18 protein-coding genes and 3 pseudogenes are annotated in these 25,253 nt (G+C 67.3%); 5 read left to right on the plus strand and 16 right to left on the minus strand.

Features of this window, described 5'->3' with window-relative positions:
- Window positions 1–121: 121 nt before the first annotated feature.
- From AC0IX7_RS14895 to AC0IX7_RS14925, 7 genes and pseudogenes are all read right to left on the minus strand, one after another.
- Window positions 122–505 carry a Rap1a/Tai family immunity protein gene (locus tag AC0IX7_RS14895; RefSeq protein ID WP_471812603.1) on the minus strand — a complete coding sequence of 128 codons (384 nt, stop codon included), beginning with the start codon at window positions 503–505 and terminating at the stop codon, window positions 122–124.
- Between the two features lie 27 nt (window positions 506–532).
- On the minus strand, window positions 533–1,336 hold the full coding sequence (locus tag AC0IX7_RS14900) for a hypothetical protein (RefSeq protein ID WP_471812604.1): 804 nt from the start codon (window positions 1,334–1,336) through the stop codon (window positions 533–535).
- Window positions 1,337–1,371: 35 nt separating this feature from the next.
- Window positions 1,372–1,683, minus strand: a complete 312-nt coding sequence (locus AC0IX7_RS14905; protein WP_128454792.1) for a hypothetical protein — start codon at window positions 1,681–1,683, stop codon at window positions 1,372–1,374.
- Between the two features lie 501 nt (window positions 1,684–2,184).
- Window positions 2,185–2,718, minus strand: coding sequence for a CarD family transcriptional regulator (locus tag AC0IX7_RS14910; RefSeq protein ID WP_056053923.1), 534 nt, complete (start codon window positions 2,716–2,718; stop codon window positions 2,185–2,187).
- Window positions 2,719–2,920: 202 nt separating this feature from the next.
- Window positions 2,921–3,262, minus strand: coding sequence for a ferredoxin FdxA (gene fdxA / locus AC0IX7_RS14915; protein WP_031393648.1), 342 nt, complete (start codon window positions 3,260–3,262; stop codon window positions 2,921–2,923).
- A gap of 242 nt (window positions 3,263–3,504) precedes the next feature.
- Complete coding sequence (locus AC0IX7_RS14920; RefSeq protein WP_235982864.1) at window positions 3,505–3,813, minus strand: RNA-binding S4 domain-containing protein; 309 nt, start codon at window positions 3,811–3,813, stop codon at window positions 3,505–3,507.
- Window positions 3,806–6,297, minus strand: a pseudogene (locus AC0IX7_RS14925) (helicase-related protein). The gene AC0IX7_RS14920 and the pseudogene AC0IX7_RS14925 overlap by 8 nt, the downstream one beginning before the upstream one ends.
- Before the next feature lie 296 nt (window positions 6,298–6,593).
- Between AC0IX7_RS14925 and AC0IX7_RS14930 the strand changes: the two are divergent.
- Window positions 6,594–7,985, plus strand: coding sequence for a M23 family metallopeptidase (locus tag AC0IX7_RS14930; protein ID WP_471812606.1), 1,392 nt, complete (start codon window positions 6,594–6,596; stop codon window positions 7,983–7,985).
- A 128-nt stretch (window positions 7,986–8,113) separates the two neighbouring features.
- Here AC0IX7_RS14930 and AC0IX7_RS14935 read toward each other — a convergent pair whose 3' ends face one another.
- The 4 genes and pseudogenes from AC0IX7_RS14935 to AC0IX7_RS14950 form a co-directional block, all read right to left on the minus strand.
- The gene (locus AC0IX7_RS14935) at window positions 8,114–9,190 is read right to left on the minus strand and encodes a histidine-type phosphatase (RefSeq protein WP_471812608.1); all 1,077 of its coding nucleotides are present in this window, start codon (window positions 9,188–9,190) and stop codon (window positions 8,114–8,116) included.
- Between the two features lie 7 nt (window positions 9,191–9,197).
- Window positions 9,198–10,322, minus strand: a complete 1,125-nt coding sequence (locus AC0IX7_RS14940) for a Ca2+-dependent phosphoinositide-specific phospholipase C (protein ID WP_471812610.1) — start codon at window positions 10,320–10,322, stop codon at window positions 9,198–9,200.
- Window positions 10,322–12,295: a TonB-dependent receptor gene (locus AC0IX7_RS14945; RefSeq protein WP_471812612.1), complete on the minus strand. Its 1,974-nt coding sequence runs from the start codon at window positions 12,293–12,295 to the stop codon at window positions 10,322–10,324. Before AC0IX7_RS14945 ends, AC0IX7_RS14940 begins: the two co-directional genes overlap by 1 nt.
- A 227-nt stretch (window positions 12,296–12,522) precedes the next feature.
- Window positions 12,523–12,855, minus strand: a pseudogene (locus AC0IX7_RS14950) (TonB-dependent receptor plug domain-containing protein); the annotation flags it as partial.
- Window positions 12,856–13,223: 368 nt separating this feature from the next.
- Here AC0IX7_RS14950 and AC0IX7_RS14955 point away from each other — a divergent pair.
- The 4 genes and pseudogenes from AC0IX7_RS14955 (at window position 13,224) to AC0IX7_RS14970 (ending at window position 20,108) form a co-directional block, all read left to right on the plus strand.
- On the plus strand, window positions 13,224–14,207 hold the full coding sequence (locus tag AC0IX7_RS14955; RefSeq protein ID WP_471812614.1) for a LacI family DNA-binding transcriptional regulator: 984 nt from the start codon (window positions 13,224–13,226) through the stop codon (window positions 14,205–14,207).
- 152 nt (window positions 14,208–14,359) lie between these two features.
- Window positions 14,360–16,801 carry a TonB-dependent receptor domain-containing protein gene (locus tag AC0IX7_RS14960; protein ID WP_471812616.1) on the plus strand — a complete coding sequence of 814 codons (2,442 nt, stop codon included), beginning with the start codon at window positions 14,360–14,362 and terminating at the stop codon, window positions 16,799–16,801.
- Between the two features lie 121 nt (window positions 16,802–16,922).
- Entirely contained in the window at window positions 16,923–18,617 is a 1,695-nt protein-coding gene (locus AC0IX7_RS14965; protein ID WP_471812618.1) for an alpha-amylase family glycosyl hydrolase, read from the plus strand.
- Window positions 18,618–18,793: 176 nt separating this feature from the next.
- Window positions 18,794–20,108 (plus strand): annotated as a pseudogene (locus AC0IX7_RS14970) (MFS transporter).
- Window positions 20,109–20,167: 59 nt separating this feature from the next.
- Here the strand turns inward: AC0IX7_RS14970 and AC0IX7_RS14975 are convergent.
- From AC0IX7_RS14975 to AC0IX7_RS14995, 5 genes are all read right to left on the minus strand, one after another.
- Window positions 20,168–21,838, minus strand: coding sequence for an ATP-binding protein (locus AC0IX7_RS14975; RefSeq protein ID WP_471812620.1), 1,671 nt, complete (start codon window positions 21,836–21,838; stop codon window positions 20,168–20,170).
- 78 nt (window positions 21,839–21,916) lie between these two features.
- Window positions 21,917–22,636, minus strand: a complete 720-nt coding sequence (locus AC0IX7_RS14980; RefSeq protein ID WP_187504291.1) for a TIGR02186 family protein — start codon at window positions 22,634–22,636, stop codon at window positions 21,917–21,919.
- A 38-nt stretch (window positions 22,637–22,674) separates the two neighbouring features.
- Window positions 22,675–23,589 carry a sulfite exporter TauE/SafE family protein gene (locus AC0IX7_RS14985; RefSeq protein WP_471812622.1) on the minus strand — a complete coding sequence of 305 codons (915 nt, stop codon included), beginning with the start codon at window positions 23,587–23,589 and terminating at the stop codon, window positions 22,675–22,677.
- Window positions 23,590–23,700: 111 nt separating this feature from the next.
- On the minus strand, window positions 23,701–24,651 hold the full coding sequence (locus tag AC0IX7_RS14990) for a hypothetical protein (protein WP_471812624.1): 951 nt from the start codon (window positions 24,649–24,651) through the stop codon (window positions 23,701–23,703).
- Between the two features lie 35 nt (window positions 24,652–24,686).
- Window positions 24,687–25,184: a hypothetical protein gene (locus tag AC0IX7_RS14995; protein WP_471812626.1), complete on the minus strand. Its 498-nt coding sequence runs from the start codon at window positions 25,182–25,184 to the stop codon at window positions 24,687–24,689.
- Window positions 25,185–25,253: the final 69 nt, after the last annotated feature.

Below are 25,253 nucleotides of genomic sequence, written 5' to 3' on the forward strand. Positions count from 1 at the left end.
CCGCCAGGGGAGGTGTCGCCGAAGGTGACGGAGGGGAGGACACGGAACGGCGGTTGCCGCCTACCTCCCCTCCGTCTGGCAAGGGCCAGCCACCTCCCCTGGCGGGGGAGGATTACAAATATCAGCGCCTCTTGCAGGGATAAGCGTCGCGCAGGGCGTCGCGGACGACGAAGGAGGGCGCGCCGGTCCCCGTCTTCTTGGCCCGTGCGCGCAGATACTTCCGCACCGCCGCTGCGACCTCGATGTTCGAGGCGCGGGCCGGCAACGGGCAGATGTCGCCCGCCAAGGACAACGCGTCGAATTCGCCGAGGATGTAGCCGGTGCAGAAATTGGCGCTCGGATCGCTGTCCTTGCCCCGGCAATATTCGAGCAGTTGCTGGGTCGTGAGCGAACTCACCACGACAGCTCGATCGCGTGCTCGATCAGTCCGACTATCTGCGGGGTGGCCGGCGGGGCGATCGGGTGCGGCAGCCACGGCGGCTCCGGCAAGCATCAGTAAGATCATGACGTTTCCTCTGCGCCGGACAGCGCCCTAGCTGCCGACTGCGGCGCTGACATACGGCAACAGGCGCACGCGTGGGAACACGTCGTCGAGCGATTTGGTGTCGGGCAGGATATAGACGATGCCGCCCTTCTTCTGGAACTGTGGCGTAAGCGTCCGGATGTAGAATTTGGTGCCGACGTTGATGCAGCCGAAGCTGATGCGGTTGTCGTCCGGCGTCGGCGACAACAGCCTGTCGACGCGGTGCTCGCTCTTGTGCGTGGTGATCACCGCGTGGATCGCGACCGAATTGGCATAATCGACCCAGATCACGCGCTGGTGACCGAAGGCACGGCCGAACTTCGAGACGAACCGCCCCGCCGGCGTGGTCCGCTCGGCCGGACCGATATCGGCAAGGTCCTTCGCTCCGACCCCCGGCGAGGAATCATCGCCTACGCCGACGCCGAGCAGAACGGGCGCCTGGCCGAGGAACTCGCCCTTGGCGCTGAACAAGAGCAGCGATGCCGCCTGCTTGTCGATCACGACATAGGGCAGCCCGGCATTGTCGTGTTCGGCCGCGATCCAGGCGATCATGCGACTCGCCGGCTCCGATTGCGGCGGCAGTAGCAGCGGGGCCGCCTCGACCGGCTTGGCGACCTTGGTGCGGGACCGCTTCGGCGCCTTGGCCTTGCGCGACTTGGTCGAAGCGGCAGCCTTGGCCGCCGCACCACCCGTCGCCCCACCGGCCAGCGCGGCCTGCGGTGCGACGAGCGCGAACGCCAGCCATAAGCCCATGCCTGTACGGCAGGCGTGCCGGAACAGCCCTGCGGATGTCACGACGACATCGTCCAGCAAGGCTGTCCGTCGATGCAGGCGCTAGCGTGGATGGCTTAGCCGCGCGGCTTGCGCTGGCGCTGCTGGGCCTGCATCTGCATCTGCTGGTCGAGGCCATCGACGCGGCCGTTGAGCTGGTCGATACGCTGGCCGTTCTGCTGCGACTGGCCGGCGGCGGCCTGTGCCTGGGCGAGTGCCTGGCCGGACGTGCCTTCGACGGTCCGCAGGCGACCGTCCATGCCGTCGATCCGCGTGTTGACGACGGCGATCTGATCTCGGACGAAGCCCTTCGTGGCGCAACCGCTCAGGCCGACGCCGGCGATGAGGATCAGGGCGACCGTCGGGTATTTCGGGAGATTCGTACGCATAGACTTAACCTTTCCAAACATGGATGGCGTCAGTCAGCGGAGAGTCGGGGCAATGACAATCGATATCCGCCGAGACGGTCGCTCCGTCCGGCGAGACGTTCACCCGATCGGGCCAGACTTGTCCGAGGATGGAGTCTGCGACTGAATTTTGCGTGTAACGATACTGCCGGTCGCTTTCTTGATCGATGGCAAGCTTACGTTCAGATTAGCGGAATCCGCCAAACTTAACGCAGGATATACTTGAGGTACTTGCATTAGCCCGGCGAAGGCAGGGATGATCGTGGGAGGTACCACCTTTCAATCCTCCCCCGCCAGGGGGAGGTGGCTGGCGCTTGCCAGACGGAGGGGGCGGCAAGGGGCCACCTCTGTGCCGTGTCCTCCCCCTCCGTCACCTTCGGTGCCACCTCCCCTGGCGGGGAGGATCGAAAGGCAATCGATCCCCCAAACGAAAAAGGGCGGCCCCGCGGCACCGCCCTTTCGTCTCGACAAAGCACCCAGCGGTTATGCCGGCACCTTGTCCTTGTTGTAGATCGCGGCCGCGGCGCGGAGGATGTCGAGGATCTTCTCCTGCGCCTTGGGCTCGTCGAGTTCTTCCATCGCCGCCAGTTCGCGCGCGAGGCGGCTGGTCGCGCCTTCGAAGATCTGACGCTCGGAATAGCTCTGCTCGGGCTGGTCGTCGGCGCGGAACAGATCGCGGACCACTTCGGCGATCGACACGAGGTCGCCCGAGTTGATCTTGGCTTCATATTCCTGCGCACGGCGCGACCACATGGTACGCTTGACCTTGGGCTTGCCCTTGAGCGTGTCCATCGCCTCGCGCATCGTCTTGTCCGACGACAGCTTGCGCATGCCGACGCTTTCGGCCTTGTTGGTCGGCACGCGGAGCGTCATGCGCTCCTTCTCGAACCGGAGGACGTAGAGTTCCAGTGTCATGCCGGCGATTTCCGAGCGCTGGAGCTCGATCACACGGCCGACCCCGTGCTTTGGGTAAACGACGAAATCACCGACATCGAAGGACAGTGCCTTGGCAGCCATTTGGGGCCTTTCCGGATCAGGCCTCCACGCGACGCCTCGACGAAGGACTCGTCGCAGCTGCATCGGGGGAGGGATAGGTCTGTACGTCAAGCGGATGACGTGAATCATCGCGCCCGTCGCGGACCCATCTAGCAGCTTTGCAACAAAATTACCAGCCGAACGTGGCAGGCGGCTTGCCCTTTTCGGGATTCGCCGCCTCTTATCAGTCGCCTGCGCCGGGTTCGGGCGAGAAATATTTGTCGAACTTGCCCTCGACACCCTTCATCGCGTCGGCGTCCGGCGGGGTCTGGTTGTCGTTGCGCGTGACGTTGGGCCATTGCGCCGAGAAGGTCGTGTTCAGCTCGAGCCACTGTTCCAGCCCGCTCTCGGTGTCGGGCAGGATCGCTTCGGCGGGGCATTCGGGCTCGCACACGCCGCAGTCGATGCACTCGCTGGGATTGATCACCAGCATGTTCTCGCCCTCGTAGAAGCAGTCGACCGGGCACACTTCCACGCAGTCCATGTACTTGCAGCGGATGCAGGCATCGGTGACGACGTAGGTCATTGCAGAACTCCTGGGCCGGATTCCTTCCCGGCGACGAACGCGCCAGCGACTATGCGCGCAGGCCCGTCGCGTCAATCATAGCTGGGCTTGTGCGAGACGTTATCAGGCTTTGCCACTCTGTTCCTCCCCTGCAAGGGAGGTGGCTGGCGCTTGCCAGACGGAGGGGTATTCGCGCTGTCGAGAGGGTATCACCCCTCCGTCAGTCCTGCGGACTGACACCTCCTTGCAGGGGAGGATCAAGTTTATTCCGAGGCAGGATCGCGGACGGTACCGGCCGGCGTCCTCCCCGCAATCAGATCCTGATAGCATTCCTGCGCCTCGGGCGCCGGGCCACGCCTGACCGGCAGCGCCTCGACCCGGATCACCCGCACCCGCTCCTCCACCGCAAACGTCAGCACATTCCCGACCCGCACCGGGCAATGCGCGCGATCGATCGGGCGGCCGTCGATGCGGAGATGCCCCTTCTCGGCGATCGCCTGCGCGGCGCTGCGCGTCTTTGCGAGCCGCACGAACCACAGGAACCGATCGATCCGCATCGCGCCTTCAACCATGGCGGACCAGTGCGGCGAGCCCGGCAAACGCATTCTGCCGCGACGGATCGATCGGCGTCGGCGCCACGGCACGCGCCGGCGGACGGCCACGCCAGACCCAGCGCGGCGTGTCCCCCGCCAGCGCCTTGAACCCGAGTTCGGCCATCAACCGCTCCAGCGACGCCGGATCGACGCCGATCGAGGTGGCCAGCGCCGGATCGGGCGCGAACGGCGTGCGCCCCTGTCGCGAGTCGTGCGCGACGCGGGCGATCCGCTCGATCAGGTCGACGCGGACCGCCTGGAGTCCGAGCGGACGGAACCCTGCTTCGAGAACCGCACCCTCGCTGCCACGCGCCAGCACGGTGGCGCCCTCGCGCGGCACGGCGATCATCGTACCGCGAGCCGCCGCCAGGATACGCCGCCAGCGTGCCGACTCGGGCTTGAGCAAGCGCGCGTCAAACAGGTCGAGCGCACCGATCGTGATGCCGATCTTGCGCAACCGCTTGCGTTCCTCGGGATCGATCGCGTCGAGCGCGAGGCGCATCGGCAACCGTGGCAGGATCCCGCCGGCCTCTTCGATCGCACTGGCGACCGCGCGCAACGCGGGCGTCGCGTTGGGATCGCGACTCAAGTCGGCGAGGTGGACCAGCACTGCGATCCGCCGCTTGAGCATCGCGCCGAGCCACAGCGACAGACGCGCCTCGATCCGATCGCGCGCGGGCTTGTCGAGGCAGTCGAGCGACCGATCGAGGATCAGCTTCGGCCGCGCGAACGACGGTCCCGCGCCGAGCTTGGCGACGGGATGCCCCGCCCAGATGATCTGCGCCGCATCGTCGAGTGCGATGTCCGCATCGGGTGCGTCGACCAGCGACTGCCCGCGGCGCGAACGCTCGCCGGTCAGCCGCTTTTCCGCCGCCGCCAGCAGCAGCCTTTTGTCGCTCGCCCGCGCATCCGCCGCCACGGTGAAGCGGAACCCGTCGAGGCGACCGATCGGATGATCCTCGACCATCACCTCGCCCTCGGGGCCGATCACCACCGGCAGCGCGCCCGCATCCGCGCCGATCTGTCGCATCAGCGCGGTCGTGCGCTTGTCGACGAATCGCTGCGTCAGGCTCGCATGCAGCGCGTCCGACAGCCGTTCTTCGAGTGCAGCGGTGCGCGCGGCCCAGAGCGTCGGCTCGGCCAGCCAGTCCGCCCGCTGCGCGATATACGCCCAGATCCGCGTCGCGGCGATCCGTCCGGCAATGACGGGCACGTCGCCCGCCACCGTATGGAGCCGCGCGATCTCGTCGGCGAACCATTGGTGCGGGATATGCCCCCGCCCTTCGCTCAGATGCCCGAACAGCCGCGACACGAAGCGCGCATGGGGATCGAGCCCGACCTTCCGGAAATCGGGCACGCCGCACGCCGCCCACAGTCGCGCGACCATCGCCGGATGCCGCGCCCGCTCGCGCACCCAGCCCTCCTCGGCCAGCCGCTTCAATACACCGAGATCGAGTGCTTGCGGCGCAGCGCGCAGGACGCCCGCAGGAGGCCGCGCCTCCAGGCTCGCGACCAGCGCATCGATGCTGGAGAAATCAGGCTCGCCCTGCCGCCAATACAGATTTTCGAGCCGCGGAAACCGGTGCTCTTCGATCGCCAGCACTTCCTCGGGCAGGAACGCGCCGGGACCGTCGTCGGACAGCGCGCCGAAGGTCCCGTCGCGCTGGTGCCGCCCCGCGCGGCCGGCGATCTGCGCCATCTCCGCCACCGTCAGGCGACGCTGGCGCTTGCCGTCGAATTTGTTGAGGCTGGCGAACGCGACATGCGCGACGTCCATGTTGAGCCCCATCCCGATCGCATCGGTTGCGACCAGGTAATCGACCTCGCCTGCCTGGAACATCGCGACCTGCGCGTTGCGGGTGCGGGGCGACAGCGCGCCCATGACGACGGCCGCGCCACCGCGCAGGCGCCGCAGCATCTCAGCGACCGCGTACACTTCCTCTGCGGAGAACGCGACGATCGCGGAGCGCTTTGGCAGCCGGCTGATCTTTTCGCACCCGCATAGGTCAGCGTCGAAAAGCGCGGTCGGTTGACGATCTCCGCCTTGGGCACGAGCGCCTTGATCATCGGCCGTAGCGCCTCGGAGCCGAGGATCATCGTCTCCTCGCGGCCCCGCGCGCGCATCAGGCGATCGGTGAAGACATGCCCGCGCTCGGGATCCGCCCCTAGCTGCGCCTCGTCGATCCCGACAAAGGCGACGTCGCGATCGGGCATCGACTCGGCGGTACACAGGAACCAGCGCGCGTCGGGCGGCACGATCTTCTCTTCGCCGGTGACGAGCGCCACCCGGTTCGCGCCCTTGATCGCGACGACGCGGTCATAGACCTCGCGCGCGAGCAACCGCAGCGGGAAGCCGATCATGCCACTGGAATGCGCGCACATCCGCTCGATCGCGAGGTGCGTCTTGCCGGTATTGGTCGGGCCGAGAACCGCCGTGATCCCGTCGTTCGCGCCGTCGTTCATTGCAGCAACATCGGGGGTAAAGCGTGGCGGCGCAATGACCTGCGAAGAGTTTCGTCGGTATTAACGATCCGCCGCCGCCCGCGCACATCTCAGCGCAATTTGGGCGAGCCATACACACCGGTTAATTTGACTTTAGCATGTCGCGACCACAACCACCGCGTGACGCCGGGGGACCGGCACCATCGGGGCGGGCCTTGCGTGTATCTTCGTAACGATCAGGGCTTCGAATTGGCCAGCGCCACAGCGGGTTCGGTCGTGCGCCAACGCCGGCGCGCGCCCAGCCGACACGCGCGCCGTTGCTCGACCGGGCGACGCAGATAGACTGGGTGCCCGATCTCGGCGCGCGGATCGGGAGTCTCGACTGGTGGCGCGGCCTTGCGACCTGCACCGCGCTGTGTGCCGCGACCTGGACGTTGTCGCCGGGGATAAAGCCGCTGGTCGGCGCGGTGCCGACGCCGCTCGCGGGCGCCGAGTGGGAGGAGACACGGGCACAGGGCATCTCGCCGCTCGCCCAGGGTGCGACGACGGGGCGGCGGATGGGGGCCAACGATCTCGTCGCGCCGCTGGCCGAAGTGCCCGAACGGCCGAGCGTCGATCTCTCCGCGACGCTCGGCGAAGGGGACAGTTTCGACCGCGCCCTGATCCGCGCCGGCGTCGGCCGCAACGATGCCGAGGCGGCGGCGGCGCTGGTCGCGCAGTCGGTCGATCCGAAGGCGATCCCGGCGGGCACGCGGATCGCGCTGACGCTCGGGCGGCGGGCGGACCGGACCGTGGCCCGGCCGCTGGAAAAGCTCGATTTTCGCGCGCGGTTCGATCTGGCGCTGTCGCTGGCACGGGGTGCGGGCGGGCTGACGGCGAACCGCAAGCCGATCGCGATCGACTCGACGCCGCTGCGTATCCAGGGCCTGGTCGGCTCCAGCCTCTACCGCTCGACGCGAGCGGCCGGCGTGCCCGCCAAGGCGGTCGAGTCGTTCATCAAGGCGATCTCGACCCGGCTGTCGATCGGCCGCGACGTGACCGCCTCTGACAGCTTCGACCTGATCGTCCAGCGCGAACGCGCGGCGACCGGCGAGACCCGCATCGGCGACCTGCTGTTCGCCGGGATCGACCAGGGTCGCCGCAAGGTGCAGCTCGTACGGTTCGCCCCCGATGCGGCGAACGTCGACGACGATGCGAGCCGCGGCGGCTGGTTCGACGCGAACGGCCAGACCGAACGCCGCGCGGTATCGGGCATGCCGGTGATCGGGCGGATCACCTCGAGCTTCGGGCTCAGGACGCACCCGCTGCTCGGCTTCACGCGCATGCACAAGGGCCTCGACATCGGCGCGCCCTATGGTGCGCCGATCCGCGCGATGACCGACGGCAGGGTCGCGTTCGCGGGGCGGACCGGCGGCTACGGCAATTTCGTCAAGCTCGTCCACGGCGGCGGCATGGCGAGCGGCTACGGCCATATGAGCCGGATCGCGGTGTCGTCGGGTACGCGCGTGCGGGCGGGCCAGGTGATCGGCTATATCGGCTCGACGGGCATGTCGACCGGGCCGCATCTGCACTGGGAAGTCTGGAAGAACGGCACCGCGATCAACCCGCGCTCGGTCTCGTTCGCGAGCGTCGCGCAATTGTCCGGCGCGAAGCTGAGGGCGTTCAAGGCGAAGGTCGCGCAGCTGCTGGCGGTCCGCGTCGGCGGGTAACGCCCGACGTTCAGCCCCGCCCGACGTTCAGTTGCGGACCGGGGCCAGACGTCGTTCGAGCGACCGGGTGAAGATCGCCGCCGGGCAGAGCGTCCGTGCACAGCCGGCCACCCGCAGCGGCGTGACCGTCATGCCACGCCCCCGGCACGCAGGACCCGGGGCGACTGCGTGCGATAGGAGACCCGCACGAACGTCCGCCCGGTAACCGTATCCCGGATCCGCTCGAACAGCAGCGCGCCGCCGGGCGGGACATCGTTGGTCGCATAGCCCGGCGTGACGAGATCGACCCCGAGCGCAGCCGCCAGCGCGGCGACGTTGGTATCGTGGCCCATCAGCACATCGAGCCGCGGCCCGTCGTTCAGCGACCGGATCACGCGGCGCCCGATCACCGACGACTGGTGCGCCGCCATGTAGGGCGGCCTGGCGAACACCGCGAACAACGCTGCATGCAGCGCCCCGAGCCGTTTCAACGCCGCGGCATCGGCGCGTCCCCAGCCGACGTCGCGCGCGGGCAGGCCTTCGAGATACTGGAGCAGCAATACCTGCGCGACGCCCGACGTGCCGCGGATCGCCCCTTCGAGCGCGATGCCGTGACCGCCGTCATCGGACACGATACGCGCCGGTCCCGCGGGCACGCAGCCCCCGCCGCAGCCCAGCACGCGATCGAGGCTGGCGATCGCGTCACGGTGCCGGCGGACGAGCGCCGGCATCCCTCCGGTCACGCGGTCGATATCGGCAATCGCCCTGGCCGCGTCGAACGCGGTCGCATGCGCGCGGAGCGGCTCGAACATCGGATCGACCATGCCGGGCGCACGGTGCTCGACGCGCAGGCCACAGCCCGGCGCAAACCCCTGGGCATAGGCGTCACCGCTGGCGATCGTACGATCCGAACTGTTGCTGGCGATCCGTAGCGTTGCCGCGCCCGGGCACCCCTTCGCTGCAAACAGGCCGCGTGCCGCAAGCCATTTGCGGTCTTCCGCCGCGACGATCTGCAGTGCCCGAACACCGTGCGGTGTCACCCGGCTATCGGCGACGGACCATTTCGGCCAGGGCGCTGCGGTGCGCGTGCCGTCGGGCACCTCCCCCGGCAGCGGTGCGCGAATGCCGTGCCGCATCACCAGCACCGCGCGTTCGGTCACCAGGCTGGCGCGCACCGGAAACGCCACGCTGCTGGCGATCGCGAGTCCGACCAGAAGAGACGTCAAGCGCATCTCAGGGCTCCACCGTGCACGGCGCCGTCACCAGCACCGGATTGCACCGTGCCATCGCACCACCGGGCAGGGTCACCGCGAAGCCGAACCCCTGCGGGTCGGGGGCGCCCGGATAATAATCGGTGCTGACCGCCTGCGCGCCGCTGTCGGTCGCCGCCTTCGCCTTGGTCCTGTCGTGCGTGCGCGCTTCGACGGTGTTGGCGTCGGTCCGCGTCCGGACGATAACGCCGGCTTTCACCCAGTCGCGGATGCGGGCGCCGTCGACCAACGGATCCTGGACGATCTGGATCGCGCTTTCGGGCTCGCCGTCGGGATACCAGCCGAACATTGCCCGTCCCCGCAGCGACGGATGGCCCGCGCGATAGGCGTTCGAGACGGCCGGACGGACATCGAGCAGGACGTAGATCCGACCGCGCGCAGCCTCCAGCGTGGGCCAGCCCTTACCATGCACGGCCGCCGCCAGCGTCGCGGCATTGCCCCGCACCTCGTCCGGCACGATCAGCCGCCGTCCCGGTATCGCCTGCCGGATTTCACGATCGAGCGAGTCGAGCAGCGCGGCATCGTCGAGCGGCAACGGTGCCGCGACCTGCGCAGAGGCCTGCGTATCGGCGGCGTTGATCGTGACCATGATCGGCAGATGGCGCGGGTGCGCGCGCGACCAGGCATTCACTTCGCCGAGGCAGCGCTGCAACGTCACGCAGGTCGAGATATAGTCGATGTCGGGAACGTGGAACACCTTGTACCCCGGCCGCAGCATCGCCGCACGATCGAACGCGGTCGTCTCCCCCGCCGCCCGCGCAAGCCGCTCGCCCTTCGGATCGGCGTAGCGACCGCCTTTCGGATCGGCGAAGATGTCGATCTCCAGCTGCCGCACGCCGCGATCGAGCTGTGCGGCCAGCGGCAGATGATAATAATCGAGCGCCGCCGCGGTCTTCGGATCCCGCCGCCGCAGCTCGGCCATCACCGCATCCGGGATCTTTGCCTTGAAGCTGTTGTGCGAGCCGACGACCTGGATCTCGTTCATCCGCGCCGGCCCCTGCCCCGGTGCATGATCGGGCTCGGCGGCCTGGGTGGCGCCACCGATCGACAGACCGACCACCAGCATTGCGCGTGCGAAGGTCCGCATCAAACTTCTGCCCGCACGCCGAACAACACGGTCCGGCCCCAGTAATTGATCTCGCCGAAGCGGTTCTCGTCGTCGTTATACGTGTAGAGATGCGCACCCGACAGGTTGATGCCCTCCAGGCTGAACGTCACCCGGTCGCTCGCCTTGACCGAGATATTACCGTCGAGCGATCCGAACGGCGCGGTGTAGACCGGCGCCTGCGTCGTGCTGCCGGTGCCCGACAGATACCGGTCGCGCCAGACGTACGACAGCCGCGTCGAGATCGGTCCCTTCTCGTAGAAGCCGCTGATGTTGGCGCTGTTCTTCGACAGCCCGATCAGCTCGTCGCGGATCGGCCGTGCGCCTGCGGTGTAGCTCGCCTTGACCGAGGTGTGCGTATAGGACGCCTGCACGCCGAGACCGTCGAACGGCGCCGGCAGGAAGGTGAAGACCTGGTTGTAGGCCGCCTCGACGCCGTACACCTTCGCGTCGCCGCCGTTGACCTGCGTCGAGAGCAACACCGTGCCGCGACCGGGGATGTCGATGTTGACGTTCTGCTGCGTGATATAGTCGTCCATCGCCTTGTAGAACACCGCGCCCGTCAGCGAGCCGGCGCGGTTGAAATACCATTCGAGCGATCCGTCGAACTGCGTGGCCAGGAACGGCACCAGCTGAGGATTGCCGCCGCCCGCTGTCGGCGCGTCGGTCGATACGGTGATCCGCGGCGCGCTGTCGGTGACGTTCGGACGCGTCAGCACGCGGCTCGCGGCGAGGCGACCGACCAGATCGTGCGTCAGTTCGGCGCGCAGGTTGAAGCTCGGTAGCCAGTTGTTGAACGTCTTGGGGAAGCTTGCCGGCGTCGCGACGCTACCGGTGGTCAGCGTACCGCTCGCGACCTGATCGGTGTGGACATAGCGGACGCCGAGATTGCCGGTGACCGGCACCGCGCCGACGTCGAAGCCGTAATCGGCGCGCGCATACGCACCCCAGATCTTCTCCTTCACGACGAACGACGAGCGTAGATCGCCCGCGGTCAACGGCGACGCCTGCACCGCAGGGGTGAAGAACGCGTCGAGATAGGCCTGAGTGACGGGCACCAGGAACTGGCGCAGCGTATTGCCGGACACGCCCTTCAGGAAATCGTCGTACGGCAATTGTTCGTAGGCGCCCGACCCGAGGCTCGACAGCGGGGTGTTGGCAGCCGGATTGACGTTGAAGTCGCGGCGGAAATAGTCGCGCTTGCGCCAGTGATATTCGCCGCCCGCCGCCAGCTTGGTGATGAAGCCGTCGAAATCATGCGCGACATCGGCGCGGGTGTAGAAATCCCAGTCCTTGCTGTCCTTGGGTGCGATGTTGAACTGGTACAGCTGGTAGTTGGCCGGGTTGGTCGCATCGGTCGTCGTCGTGAAGGTCGGGATCGTCTTGTAGCCGGCGGACGCGTCGTAGGTCAGCGGCGCGAAGAACATCGCGCGGCTGCGCACCGTGCCCTCGTTATAGTTCGGGTGATAGCTGTGTGCGCTCGACCAGTTGACGGTCCCCGAGGCGTGCCACGCATCGGCATCCCAGGTCTGGCGCAGGCCGATGTTGAGCAGGTCGTGGCGGTTGAGGCTGTATTCGCGCGACGCCATGAAACGCACGTCGTTGATCGTCGCGGCGACCACCGTATCGCCGTCGAGCTTGACGCTGGACGGCACGATCACCGGGCGATGCCCCGCGACGCTCGCATCGTCGGGATAGATGTCGAGGCCGAATTCGTCATAGGCGACGTCGAGCCGGGTCGCGAGAATGTCGAGCGTGGTCTCGAACTCGGCATTCGGCTTCCACTGCGCGGAGACCATGCCCGAGATCCGCTTGCGATCCTCGGTCTCGATCGTCGGGCGCGTGCGGGTCGGCGTGTAGAGTCCGGTCGCGAGCCCCCCGAGGCGGGCGCGGTGAACTTGTCCAGGTTCCAGCCGAAGTTCAGAAAGCGATCGTTGCGCACCGCCTTTTGCCAATATTGCGCGCCGGCCAGGATGCCGAAGGTGCCGCTCGCGTTGGTCGCGCTGGTGATGACCGTCGCGTTCGGCTTCACCTTGTCGGTCTGGCCCGTATAGGTGCCGCGCAGATTGACCGTGGTCTTGTTGCCGACGTCGAGCGGGTGGAACGTCTTGACGTCGATATTCCCGCCCAGCGCACCCTCGGTCATGTTCGCGGTCGGCGTCTTGACGACGTCGATGCTCGAGGTGAATTCGGCGGGCAGCATCTCGAAGCGGAACTGGCGACCGTTCGCGCCGCCATTCTCGATCAGGTCGTTCAGCGCCACCGTGCTGCCGTTGAGCAGCGTGCTTTGGAACTGCGGCCCGAGCCCGCGGACGCTGACGTACAGACCCTCGCCGCGCGGACGGGTGATCGTCACGCCGGGGATCACCTGCAACGCCTCGGCGACGTTCTGTGCCGGAAACTTGCCGATGTCGGTCGAATTGATCGAGATCGACGCCGTAATCGGCACGCCGCTTCGTCTCGGTCGCGGCGCGCAGGCTGCGCGCGTAACTGCCGGTGACGACGATCTCGCCATTCTCGTCGGTGCCGGTAGCGGGCTCGCCGGTCTTGTCGGGCGTGGCTGCGTTCGTCGGCATCGCCGGGTCGACGCGGTCCTGCGCCTGCGCCTGCGCCGCAACCGCGCTCGAAACCAGGATCAGCGAACCCGATGCCCGAAGCAGGCTCTTGAACATACGCATCGCAATAAAGTCCCCGGTGGCACCGTCGCCACGTCGGCGCCACTAGGTATCGTCAGCGTCATTTCCGCGAACGAACCGCGACACTCGTGTTACATGGCGTCATGTTTGGACACCGCGCACCGCGATCCTGCCCGCAATTGCCGCCCCTGGGCGACGACTGTACGATGGCGCGCAGTGTCGCGACGACGAGGATCGACCCATCGCAATGAAACTGGCCGATCTGGCCGTGCTCGCCGGCGTTTCGACCGCGACGGTATCGCGTGCGCTGGCCGGGCACAACTCGGTCAATGCCAAGACGCAGGCGCGGATCCTGGCGCTGGCGCGCGAGCATGACGTGCGACCCAACCAGCTCGCGCGCAACCTGCGGCTGAAGAGCACCGGGGCGATCGGCCTGGTCCTGCCGCTCGGCCACGCGAAGACGCAGCACCTGACCGACCCGTTCTTCCTGTCGTTGCTCGGCTTTCTCGCGGATCTGCTGGTCGAGCGCGGCTATGACATCCTGTTGTCGCGGGTCATTCCCGATGCCGACGACTGGCTGGAGCGCGTGGTCGACAGTGGGCGGATCGAAGGACTGTTGCTGGTCGGGCAGTCGGACCAGTTCGGCGTGATCGAGCGGGTCGCGCAACGCTATCGTCCGCTGGTCGTGTGGGGCGCGCATCGCCCGGACCAGCATCATCTGACGATCGGATCGGACAATGTCGCGGGCGGTCGGATGGCGGCGGAGCACCTGATCGCGCAGGGCCGGCGGCAACTCCTGTTCGTCGGCGACCCTGCCCCGCCCGAATTCGCGGACCGGCTGGCCGGGTTCGCGGCGGCGGCGCGCGACGCAGGCGTTGCGCACGACATACTGGCGACGCCGATGATGCCCGAAGCGGTTCATGCCGCGGTGGCGGAGCATCTTGCGCGCGGCGCCGCTCCCGATGCGATCTTCGCGGCATCGGACGTCGCGGCGATGAGCGTGCTGCGCGCGCTGGCCGAGGCCGGGATCGACATTCCGGGCACGACCGCGGTGGTTGGCTATGACGACGTGACGCTTGCCGCGCATACCTCACCGTCGCTGACGACGATCCGCCAGGACCTGGCGATCGGTGCCGAACTGATGGTCGACCGCCTGCTGAAGCGGATCGCCGGGGAGCCGGCCGAGTCCGCGATCGTGCCACCCGTGCTTATTACGCGACAGTCCGGATGAATCCTGCAATCGATTGTGAAATGCTATTGCAATCGATTGCAAGAATAGTAGGAGGCGATCCTTGGCTTCACAGAAAGCCGGCCCGCAGGGAGGATCGCATGAAAGTATGTCACGTTTTGCTGGCTGGCATCGCCGCCGCTTCGTTCACAACCATGGCCTCGGCGCAGACCGCCGATCCACAGGTCGACCCGGCTGCGGCCCCCGCTCCCGTCGACGCACCGCAGGACGACATCGTCGTGACCGCGGTCGCGCGCGGCACCAACCGGCTCAACACGTCGATCACCACCAGCTCGATCAATTCGGACGCGCTGATCCAGCTCGCACCGCGCACGTCGGGCGAGCTTCTCCGCAACCTGCCCGGCATCCGCGTCGAGGCCTCGGGCGGCGACGGCAACGCGAACATCTCGGTCCGCGGCCTGCCGGTCGCATCGGGCGGGTCGAAGTTCCTCCAGTTGCAGGAAGACGGCCTGCCGATCCTCGAATTCGGCGACATCACCTTCGGCAACGCCGACATCTTCCTGCGCGCCGATTTCAACGTGCGGACGATCGAGTCGGTCCGCGGCGGTTCCGCCTCGACCTTCGCGTCGAACTCGCCCGGCGGCGTCATCAACTTCATCTCGAAGACCGGCGGGCAGGAAGGCGGCGCGTTCCAGCTGACCAGCGGGCTCGACTACCGCGAATTCCGCGTCGATTTCGACCAGGGCGGCAAGCTGTCCGACACGCTGACCTATCATTTCGGCGGTTTCTACCGGATCGGCGACGGCCAGCGGCAGGTCGGCTATGACGGCGTGAAGGGCGGCCAGTTCAAGGCGAACATCACCAAGTCGTTCGGCAATGGCGGCTATGTCCGGCTGTACGGCAAGTATCTCGACGATCGCGCGATCGGCTATCTCCCGAACCCGGTGCAGGTGAGCGGCACGAACAGCGACCCGACCTACAGCAACATCACCAATTTCTCGATCAACAACGGCACGCTGCACAGCGGCAACATCCGCACCGTGCAGACGCTCGACGGCGACAACAAGCTCGTCACGCGCTCGATCCGCGACGGCCAGCATCCCGTCGTCTATTCGGCGGGCCTCGAGACGCAGATCCCGGTCGCCGACGGCTGGAACATCGTCGAGCGGTTCCGCTATTCGGACATCTCGGGCGGCTTCACCTCGCCCTTCCCGTCTGCTGTCGACTCCGCGCAGACGATCGCCAACGGCCTCGGTGGCGCCGGCGCACAGCTGTTCTACGCCAGCGGATCGCAGAACGGCCAGCGGATCACCAACCCGGCGTCGCTCAACGGCAACGGCCTGCTCGCGAATATCGTGCTGTTCGACGTCGACCTGAAGAGCCTCAACAACATCACCAACGACATCCGCCTCAACGGGTCCGTCCCGCTCGGTTCGGGCACGCTGGCGATCACCGGCGGCTTCTATGCCTCGCGCCAGGACATCAAGACCGACTGGCTGTGGAACTCGTTCGTCCAGACCGTCGCCGACGACGGCCGTTCGGAACTGGTCGACATCCGCACCGCTGCGGGCGTGCCGGTCACGCAGAACGGCGTCCCCGGCTATTCGGCGAGCGGCTTCGGCAATTGCTGCCGCCGGTCGTACGATCTCGACTACACGACCTATGCGCCGTTCGCGCAGCTCGGTCTTGAGATCGGCCGCTTCAACATCGACGGCTCGCTGCGCTACGATTTCGGTCGGGCCCGCGGCAGCGTCGCCGGCGCCGATCTGGGTGCGAGCTTCGGCAGCGGCATCACGACGTTCGACATCAACGGCGACGGCGTGATCTCGGCCGCCGAGCGCCAGGTCGCGGTGATCCCGAACGTCCGCTCGCCGCTCAACTATAATTACGATTACCTGTCCTATTCGGGCGGCGCAAACTATCGCCTGACTGACAGCACCGCGGTGTTCGCCCGCTACAGCCGCGGCGGCCGTGCCAACGCCGATCGCCTGTTGTTCGGCCCGTCGATCAACACGACGACCGGCGGCTTGACCGACGAAGGCGCCGCAGTCGATTTCGTCCGCCAGCTCGAAGGTGGCTTCAAGTTCCGCCAGAACGGCATTTCGCTCTACGCCACCGGTTTCTGGGCACGCACCGAGGAGCAGAATTTCGAGGCGACGACGCAGCGCTTCTTCAACCGCGAATATGAGGCGAAGGGCGTCGAGCTCGAGGGCCGGATCGCACGCGGACCGTTCTCGCTGTCGGCGGGCGGGACGTACACCGACGCGGAGATCACCAAGGATGTGCTGAACCCCGCAGTCGAGGGCAACCGCCCCCGTCGCCAGGCCAAGTTCATCTTCCAGGCGACCCCGCAGGTCGATGTCGGCCGACTGACCGTCGGCGCGAACGTGATCGGCACCACCGACAGCTACGCGCAGGACAACAACGTCCTCAAGATGCCCGGCTATACGCAGGTCAACGCGTTCGTCTCGGTCCGTCCGGCGGAGAACGTCACACTGTCGGTCAACGGCAACAATCTGTTCGACGTGAAGGGCATCACCGAAGCCGAGGAAGGCGCGATCCCGACCAACGGCATCGTCCGGGCACGCTCGATCACCGGCCGGACGATCTCCGCCGCGGTCCGCGTCGGCTTCTGATCGGGCGGGTGAGCGTGACAACGACCTCCACCGAGCGCCGTCTAGAAGCGCTCGCCCCCTCCTCAAACGCCAGCTCGAACGGCTGTACGGCGGCGATCGGCTGGCGGCGCTCTGGCCGCGGATGGAGACGATCCTCCGCGACCGGGCGAGCGAACGGCCGGCGGCGATGGCCGCGCTGGACGAGGCACGGCTGGCCGACCCCGACTGGTTCGTCGCGCCCGACATGCTGGGCTATTCGACCTATGTCGACCGGTTCGCGGGCACGGTCGGCGGGCTGATCGACCGGGTCGACCATCTCGAATCGCTCGGCGTTCGCTATCTTCATTTGCTCGCGCTGCTGAAGGCGCGCGAGGGCGACAGCGACGGCGGTTTCGCGGTCGCGGATTATCTCGCGATCGAGCCGCGGCTGGGGACGATGGGCGATGTCGAGCGGCTTGCCGCACGGCTGCGCGAGGGGCGGATCAGCCTGTGCGTCGATCTTGCGCTCAACCACACCGCCGACGATCATCGCTGGGCGCAGGCGGCGCAGGCGGGCGATCCCTATTACCGGGCCTTTTATCACGTCGTGAGCGAGGACGAGGCGCAGGCGTACGAAGCCGCCCTCCCCGAGGTGTTTCCGACGACCGCACCAGGAAACTTCACGGCTGTGCCGGCGATGGGCGGGCAGGTCTGGACGACCTTCTATCCGTTCCAATGGGATCTGAACTGGTTGAATCCCGAGGTGATGCTGGCGATCGTCGACACGATGCTGCGGCTGGCGAACCACGGTTTCGAGGCGTTCCGGCTCGATTCGATCGCTTTCCTGTGGAAGCAGCTCAGCACCGATTGCCGCAACCGTCCGGAGGCGCATTTCATCGTCCGGGCGTTGCGCGCGGCGCTCGACATCGTCGCGCCCGCGACGCTGCTGAAGGCGGAAGCGATCGTCCCGACCGCACTGGTACCGCCGTATTTCGGGGCCGACGAGGGCGCAGATTGGGATGGCGGGTTCGAGCCCGAATGCCATCTGGTCTACAATAATTCGCTGATGGTGGCGGGCTGGGTCGCGTTGGCCGAGCAGTCCGCCACCCTGCCCCACGCGATCGTCGAGGCGAGCGGCGGCCTGCCACGCGGCGCCAACTGGCTGAGCTATGCGCGGTGTCACGACGATATCGGCTGGGGCGCGGTGATCGGCGACCTGGCCGGGATCGATCCGGACCCGGTCGCGCGGCTGAAGGTGGCGGGGCGCTTCCTCGAAGGCGGCGATGGCAGCTGGGCGCGCGGTGCGCCGTTCCAGTCGGACGGCTCGGTGCTGCATGGCTCGAACGGGACGATGGCGTCGCTGGCCGGGCTCGAAGCGGCAACGGACGACGCAGCGCGCGAGATGGCGTTTCGGCGGATCGCCTTGCTCAATGCGCTGTCGATCGCGAGCGGTGGCCTGGCGACGACGTACATGGGCGACGAGGCTGGGCTGCTGAACGACACGAGTTATCTGGGCGACCCTGAGCGCGCGCATGAAGGGCGCTGGCTGCATAGGCCGAAAATGGATTGGACGGCGCTCGATGGCTCGGCCGCGCGGCGGATCGGTGGCGATCTGGAGGCGTTGCGGGCGGCGCGGATCGCGAGTGGCGGGGCCGGTTCGCCGGTGGCGATCGCGACGCGCTCGCCCGCGCTGCTCGGGATCGGCTGTGGTAGCGACCGGGTGTTCCTGAACTTCTCGGATGCTCCCGTTTCGGTCGAAGGTTTGGCTGGGTGGCAGGATCGCTTGTCCGAACAGCTTTGCGGGGGCACGCTTGTCGTCGAACCCTGGGGCGTCGTCTGGACAGGTCCCGCAGCGTGAGCGTGCATTTTCGCAATCCTCCCCGCAAGGGGAGGTGGCAGGCATAGCCTGACGGAGGGGAGGTAAGGAGGAACCGCTGTTTCGTGTCCTCCCCTCCGTCGCCTTCGGCGCCACCTCCCCTGGCGGGGGAGGATCGATCGGTTCGCGCCGGACCATCGCGTACAAGGGGCAGGACAATGAACCTCGGCCGCATGACCAAACCGCGTCTGTCGCTCGTCCGCCTCATCGAGATGAACCTCGGCTTCCTCGGGCTGCAATTCTCGTTCGGGCTGCAACAGGCCAACATGGCGCCGATCTACGGCTATCTCGGCGCGGACGAGGCGAGCCTGCCGCTGCTGTGGCTCGCCGGGCCGATGACCGGGCTGCTGATCCAGCCGCTGATCGGTGCGATGAGCGACCGGACCTCGACCCGGATCGGCCGCCGCACCCCTATTTCCTGATCGGCGCAGTGCTGTGCAGCCTGTGCCTGCTGGCGATGCCGTACAGCCCGACCCTGTGGGTGGCGGCCAGCCTGTTGTGGGTGCTCGATGCCGCCAACAACGTGACGATGGAGCCGTACCGCGCCTATGTCGGCGATCGCCTGCCCGACGATCAGCGCGCCGCCGGCTTCCTGACGCAGTCCGCCTTCACCGGCCTCGCGCAGACGCTCTCGTATCTGGCACCGTCGTTGCTGGTGTGGATCGGCTTCAACAAGGACGCCGTGGACGGCAACGGGATACCAGACATTACGCGGATCGCGTTCCTGATCGGTGCGGTGCTGTCGCTCGCGACGATCATTTGGTCGGTGGTCCGCGTCCCCGAACTGCCGCTGCCCGCCGAAGAGCAGGCGCGGCTGGCGAAGGAGCCGCTGACGCTCGGCGGCACGCTGCGCGACCTCAAGACCGCACTGGTCGAGATGCCAAAACCGATGCGACAGCTCGCGTTGGCGATGCTGTGCCAATGGTATGCGATGTTCGCCTATTGGCAGTTCATCACCTTCGCGGTCGCGCGCTCGCTGCACGGCACGTCGGATGCGAAGAGCGAAGCGTTCCGCGATACCGTGCTGACCGTGGGCCAGCTCGGCGCGTTCTACAACGCCGTCGCGTTCGTCGCGGCAATCGCGCTGGTCCCGCTCGCCCGCCGCTGGGGGCCAAGAGCGCACACGCCGCCTGCCTGCTCGCATCGGGCGTGGCTATGCTTGCGATCCCCGGCTTGCGCACCGAGCCCGCGCTGTTCGTGGCGATGCTGGGCATCGGCATCGGCTGGGCGAGCATGATGGGCAACCCGTACATCATGCTGATCGACATGATCCCGCCCGAGCGCAACGGCGTCTATATGGGCATCTTCAACATGTTCATCGTCATCCCGATGATCATCGAGAGCCTGACCGTGCCGCTGTTCTACCACTCGCTGCTGGGCGGAGAACCGCGCAACATCCTGTATCTCGGCGGCGCGTTGATGATCCTCGGTGCGATCGCGACGACCCGCGTGACGATGCCCAGCCGTAGATAACGTGTGGGATCCTGCCCGCAGCGTCCGCCGCCAGCATGATCCCCTCGCAATCTTGGACGCTATTTCCCCTGGGCGCGCCACCGCTGGATGGTGCGGCCGATGATCTGGTCCTCGCCGCCGACATCGCGCCAGAGTTCGGAGAACAGCGGATCGCTCGACGCCGGTCGCTTCGACTCCTCGAGCCGGTCGAAGCTGACCCGGATCGGGATCGTCACGCCCTCTCCGCAGATGATGCATTCGCGGTTGCGGAGCGCGGGGATCGAATCGAGAAACCCGCGCGCGCCTTCGGGCATCGCAGCGCGGACGAAGGCCTGGTCGCGGTCGTTGTTGAGGCGCATCGCGATGATCGTGCCGCACTGCGACAGCACGCCTTCCGCCAGATCCGACGGGCGCTGCGTGATCAGGCCGAGCGACACGCCGTATTTGCGGCCTTCCTTGGCAATCCGCCCGAGGATGCGCCCGACCGCGCTGTTCGTTTCCTCACCTGCCGGAATATAGCGATGCGCCTCCTCGCAGACGAGCAGGATCGGGCGCTGCGGTTCGTTGCGCGACCAGATCGCGAAGTCGAACGTCATGCGCGCCAGCACCGCGACGACCACCGAGGTAATCTCCGACGGCACGCCCGAGACGTCGATGATCGAGATCGGCTTGCCCTCGCCGGGCAGGCGGAAGATCTGCGCGAGAAAGCCCGCCATCGTGTCCGCGACGAGCATGCCCGAGAACATGAAGCCATAGCGGGGATCCGCCTTGATCTCGTCGATCTTGGTCTTGAGACGCAGATAGGGCGCGGTGTCGCCGGCGCGGTCCATCTTGCCCATTTCGGCGTTGATGATAGCCGTCAGATCGCTGAGCAGATACGGGATCGGCGCATCGACCGTCAGCTTTGCGATCTCCTGGCCGATGCGGCTCTTGGCTTTCGCGGCAAGCAGGCATTTGGCGAGAATATCCGCATCGAACTGCCGCGCGGCGCCGCTGCTGGTGAGGAACACCTCGCAATGCTCCTCGAAGTTCATCAGCCAATACGGCATCTGCAGGTTCGAGACGTCGTAGATCGCACCGTTGGACTTGAACGCGGCGGCATATTCGCCGTGCGGATCGATCATCACGATATGACCCTGCGGCGCGAGTTCGCAGATCCGGTGAAGGATCAGCGCAGCGCCGGTCGACTTGCCCGTGCCGGTCGATCCGACGAGCGCGAAATGCTTGCCGAGCATCGCATCGACATACAGCGCGGCGCGGATGTCCTCGGTCGGATACACCGTGCCGACGGTGATGTTGACGCGGTCGTCGGCGGCATAGACCTGCTCCAGATCCGAGCTGGTGATCGGGAACACCTCGCAACCCGGCATCGGATACCGCGTGACGCCGCGGCGGAAGCGATAGAGCTTGCCGGTGAGTTTTTCCTCGTCACCCTCGCCCAGGAAATCGATCTCGGCGGCGATGCAGGTGCCGGCCGTGTCCTCGAGTTTCAGCGAGCGAACATTGGCGACCAGCCATGTTCCGCCAACCCGCATTTTGACCTGGCTGCCGACCTGGCCGGCTGCCGCGACGACGGGGTCGGGATCGTCGAACAGGCCGCCGATCGACGCACGATCCAGCAGCACGCGGCTGCTCGATCCGGCGATCGCGAAGACGACCCCGATCGGCGTCGCCATCGCATCCGCGCTGGCCAGACCACCGTCCAGCGGCACTGCGCGCGCGAACGCTTCTGATCCCGGCATTTGGCTCATTCCGGCAACATCCCCAGTCATTCCACCACGACCGTGCCAGCAAAGGCGTAAACATCCGGTGACGATGGTGAACGCGCGCTACACTCTTCGTGCGATCCAGCCCGCTGCCCAGCCGAGGAATACCGACAGCGCGACCGCGACCAGCCCGTAGATCACCGACGATCGCTCGGCGGCGCGGGCGACGAACCGCTCGAAGCCCGATTTGCGGATCTCGATATCGCGCACCGCCGCGGCCAGCACACGGCCGTCGCGGATCAGGAACGTCTCCGCGGTGAAGCGACCAACGGGCACGCGCGCCGGGATCGATACGCGTGCGCGGTAGAGGACACCGTCGGTGATCTCGACCGCGCGCGGTGCCTCGTAATACAGGCCGGCGCGGCGCTTGAGATCGACCAGGCCTTTCTGGAAGCGGTCCTGGGTGTCGACCGGCGCGCTGGATGCGGGCGACAATTGCAGGCTGTCGAGCCCGAGTTCGTAGATCGCGCGCGTCCGGTCGTCGACGAGGCGGTCGATCGGCTTGGACGAAGCGATCGCGTAGAAACTGGGGGCCGAGCGATAGCGCAGGCGCGAGGCGTTGACCCAGATGCCCGCGACCTTTTCCTTCTCGCGCATCAGGACCGACTGGGTCGGGCCCTTCACGACGACGACGACATCGGTCGGATGCTCGTCGCTCGGCAACCGCCCGCCGGGATAGAGGATCGCGCCGAACAGGAGGAGCTCGGCACCGGTGAAGCTGTACGCGATCTCGATATTGCGCTGCGACACGTCGGGGACGAGCACCGGTTTTGCCTGCGCCATAAGCAGTGGCGCGAGCAGGACGAGCCAGCGCGCGCGCTTCACGACAGCGTGACCGAGAAGATCTCCTCGGGCCGCCAGACCAGCCCGAGCAGGATCCGCGCGCCGACCAACAGCACCATCACCGCGAGCGCGAGGCGGAGATATTCGGGCCGGAACTTGGTCGCGAACCGCGCGCCGATCTGTGCGCCGACCACCGAGCCCAGCAGGAGCAGTCCGGCGAGGACGATGTCGACCGCCTTGGTGGTGGTCGCGTGGACCATCGTCGCGACCGCAGTGACGAACAGCGTCTGGAACAACGACGTCCCGACCACCACGGAGGTCGCCATGCCGAGCAGGTAGATCATCGCGGGAACGAGGATGAAGCCGCCGCCGATGCCAAGCAGGATCGTCAGGATGCCGGTGAAGAAGCCGAGCAACAGCGGTGCGAGCGGCGAGATGTAGAGGCCAGACGCATAAAAGCGCGTGCGCAGCGGGAGCGCGGCGACGAGCGGATGATGGCGGCGCTTGCGCGCCTTGGGAGGACGCCCGGTGCGGGCGCGACCGATCGTGCCGATCGATTCCTTGGCCATCATGCCGCCGATCGAGCCGAGCATGAGGACGTAGACGATCGCGATCACCGTATCGATCTGGCCGCTTTGCTGGAGCAGCCGGAACAGCCACGCGCCGAAGAACGAGCCGAAGATACCGCCCGCGACGAGCACGCCGCCCATCTTGGTATCGACGCCCTTGCGGCGGAAATGCGCGAACACGCCCGAGACGCTGGCGCCGGTCACCTGGCTTGCGGACGAGGCGGCGGCGACGGTCGGCGGGATGCCGTAGACGATCAGCAGCGGCGTCGTCAGGAAGCCGCCGCCGACCCCGAACATGCCCGACAACAGCCCGACGCCCCCGCCAAGCAGGATGATGACGAGCGCGTTGACCGACAGGTTGGCGACGGGGAGATACAGATCCACGGCCGCAGCGTTACACTGGATTGCGCGCGCGGGGCTAGGCTCGACGCGCGCGAACTGGATTGGAGGCGTTGGGTCGACGATGGTCGCTCGCTCCCTGCGCGATGGAGTACGTCAGAAGTCGCTGCCGATCGACAGCGCAGGTCCCGAACCCGGGCGCGCGCCACCGGCGATCTGCTCGCGCCAGTCGAGCGTCAGACGCAGGGTCTTGCCCGCGACCGGTACTGTCGCGACGACCGACGGGCCGATGTCGAACCGGCTGGCATCACGTTGCGCACTCCCCACGCGCCGACGCCGACATCCACGCGCGCACCCGCCACCTTGCCGAGCGGATGCGTCAGTCGCGCGGACGCGTCGACGAAACCTTCGATCCCGTCGCGCACGATTCCCCCGGCCTGCCCATAGGCTTCGACACGGACTCCGGGAGCGATATCGGACGGACCATAGCCCGCGATTACGCCGAGCGTCGCCCCCCGCGCCCCCGTCGAGCACGAAGCGCTGTTCAGCGACGAGGCGGATCGGCAAGCGGGTCGGCTGCCATTCGATCCCGACCGCCGCCTCGCGCCCTTTGCCCTCGAGCGGCGTGGCGACCCGCGCAACCAGTGCAAGCCTGCGTCGGTCGCCCAGCGCATAGACGAGCCGCAAGCCGCCCTGCGACGCGCCGAGCTGCCCGCCCGACACGGTCCCGGCCGGCCCGCCACGCGCCAGCAACCAGGCGCTTCCACTGAGACGGGCCGCCCTCCTGGCAACCGACGGCGGCGCGACCGGGGATGGGATGGCGTCGACGTGAGGCCGTTCCTGCGGAGCTTCGCGAACGGCCGCCGCGATCGAAGGCGCAGGGCCGCTGATGGGCTGTCGTATCGCCCGGCGTACGATCGCCATGGGGGACGGCGTGGCGTCGGACGGGGTCATCGCGACCGTCATTATTGGTCGTGATCGGCCAAGCACGACCGCGGCAACCTGTGGCACGAGCACGTCGATGACCCGCGGGATGATCTTGGATGCGGGCAGCGACGCCACCTCCGGCAACAGCAATGCCACCCGAATCATGATCCAGCCGCCCAAGGACAGTGCGAGAAAGCGTAGCGGGCGGCCGCCCCTCATCCTCTTTCGGCGGCTTCGCATTCCAGGCCGGGCGGCGTTGCCGGCGACAGATCGGGAAACTCGTGCCGCGTCTTGTCCCACACCGGCGCCGCGCCGCGCAGCATGCGGATATAGCGCAGGACCGCATTGGGCGCGGCGATCAGCGAGACGAGATTCCCGACCACGAAGCGCGGCAACGACCACAGCGCCTCGCGGAAACCGTAGCTGCGTCCCGTGAACAGCATCCGAAGTGCGAGCCGCCATCCGAGCAGCATGGCATTGGCGACGAACAACCAGAATGCGGTGGGAGAGGCGTTCGCAAGCGCCGCCGGCTCGCCGATCAGCCAGTGGATCACGAGCGATATCGCCCATAGCGGCATCGCGACATAGGCGACGGCGAGGACGACGATCGCGAGCGGCGCCCGCCGGTCGCGCATCCGCATCCAGTGATCGGCGAACGCGCGCGGCCTCGCCCAGCCGGTCCGATCCCAACCGGCCAGCGCGATGCCGGTCATCCAGCGCGTCTTCTGGCGGACCGATTCTGCGCATCGTGCCCGGGAAATAGGCGCGGACGGCGACGACCG

It is taken from the genome of Sphingomonas sp. AC411, assembly GCF_979253035.1.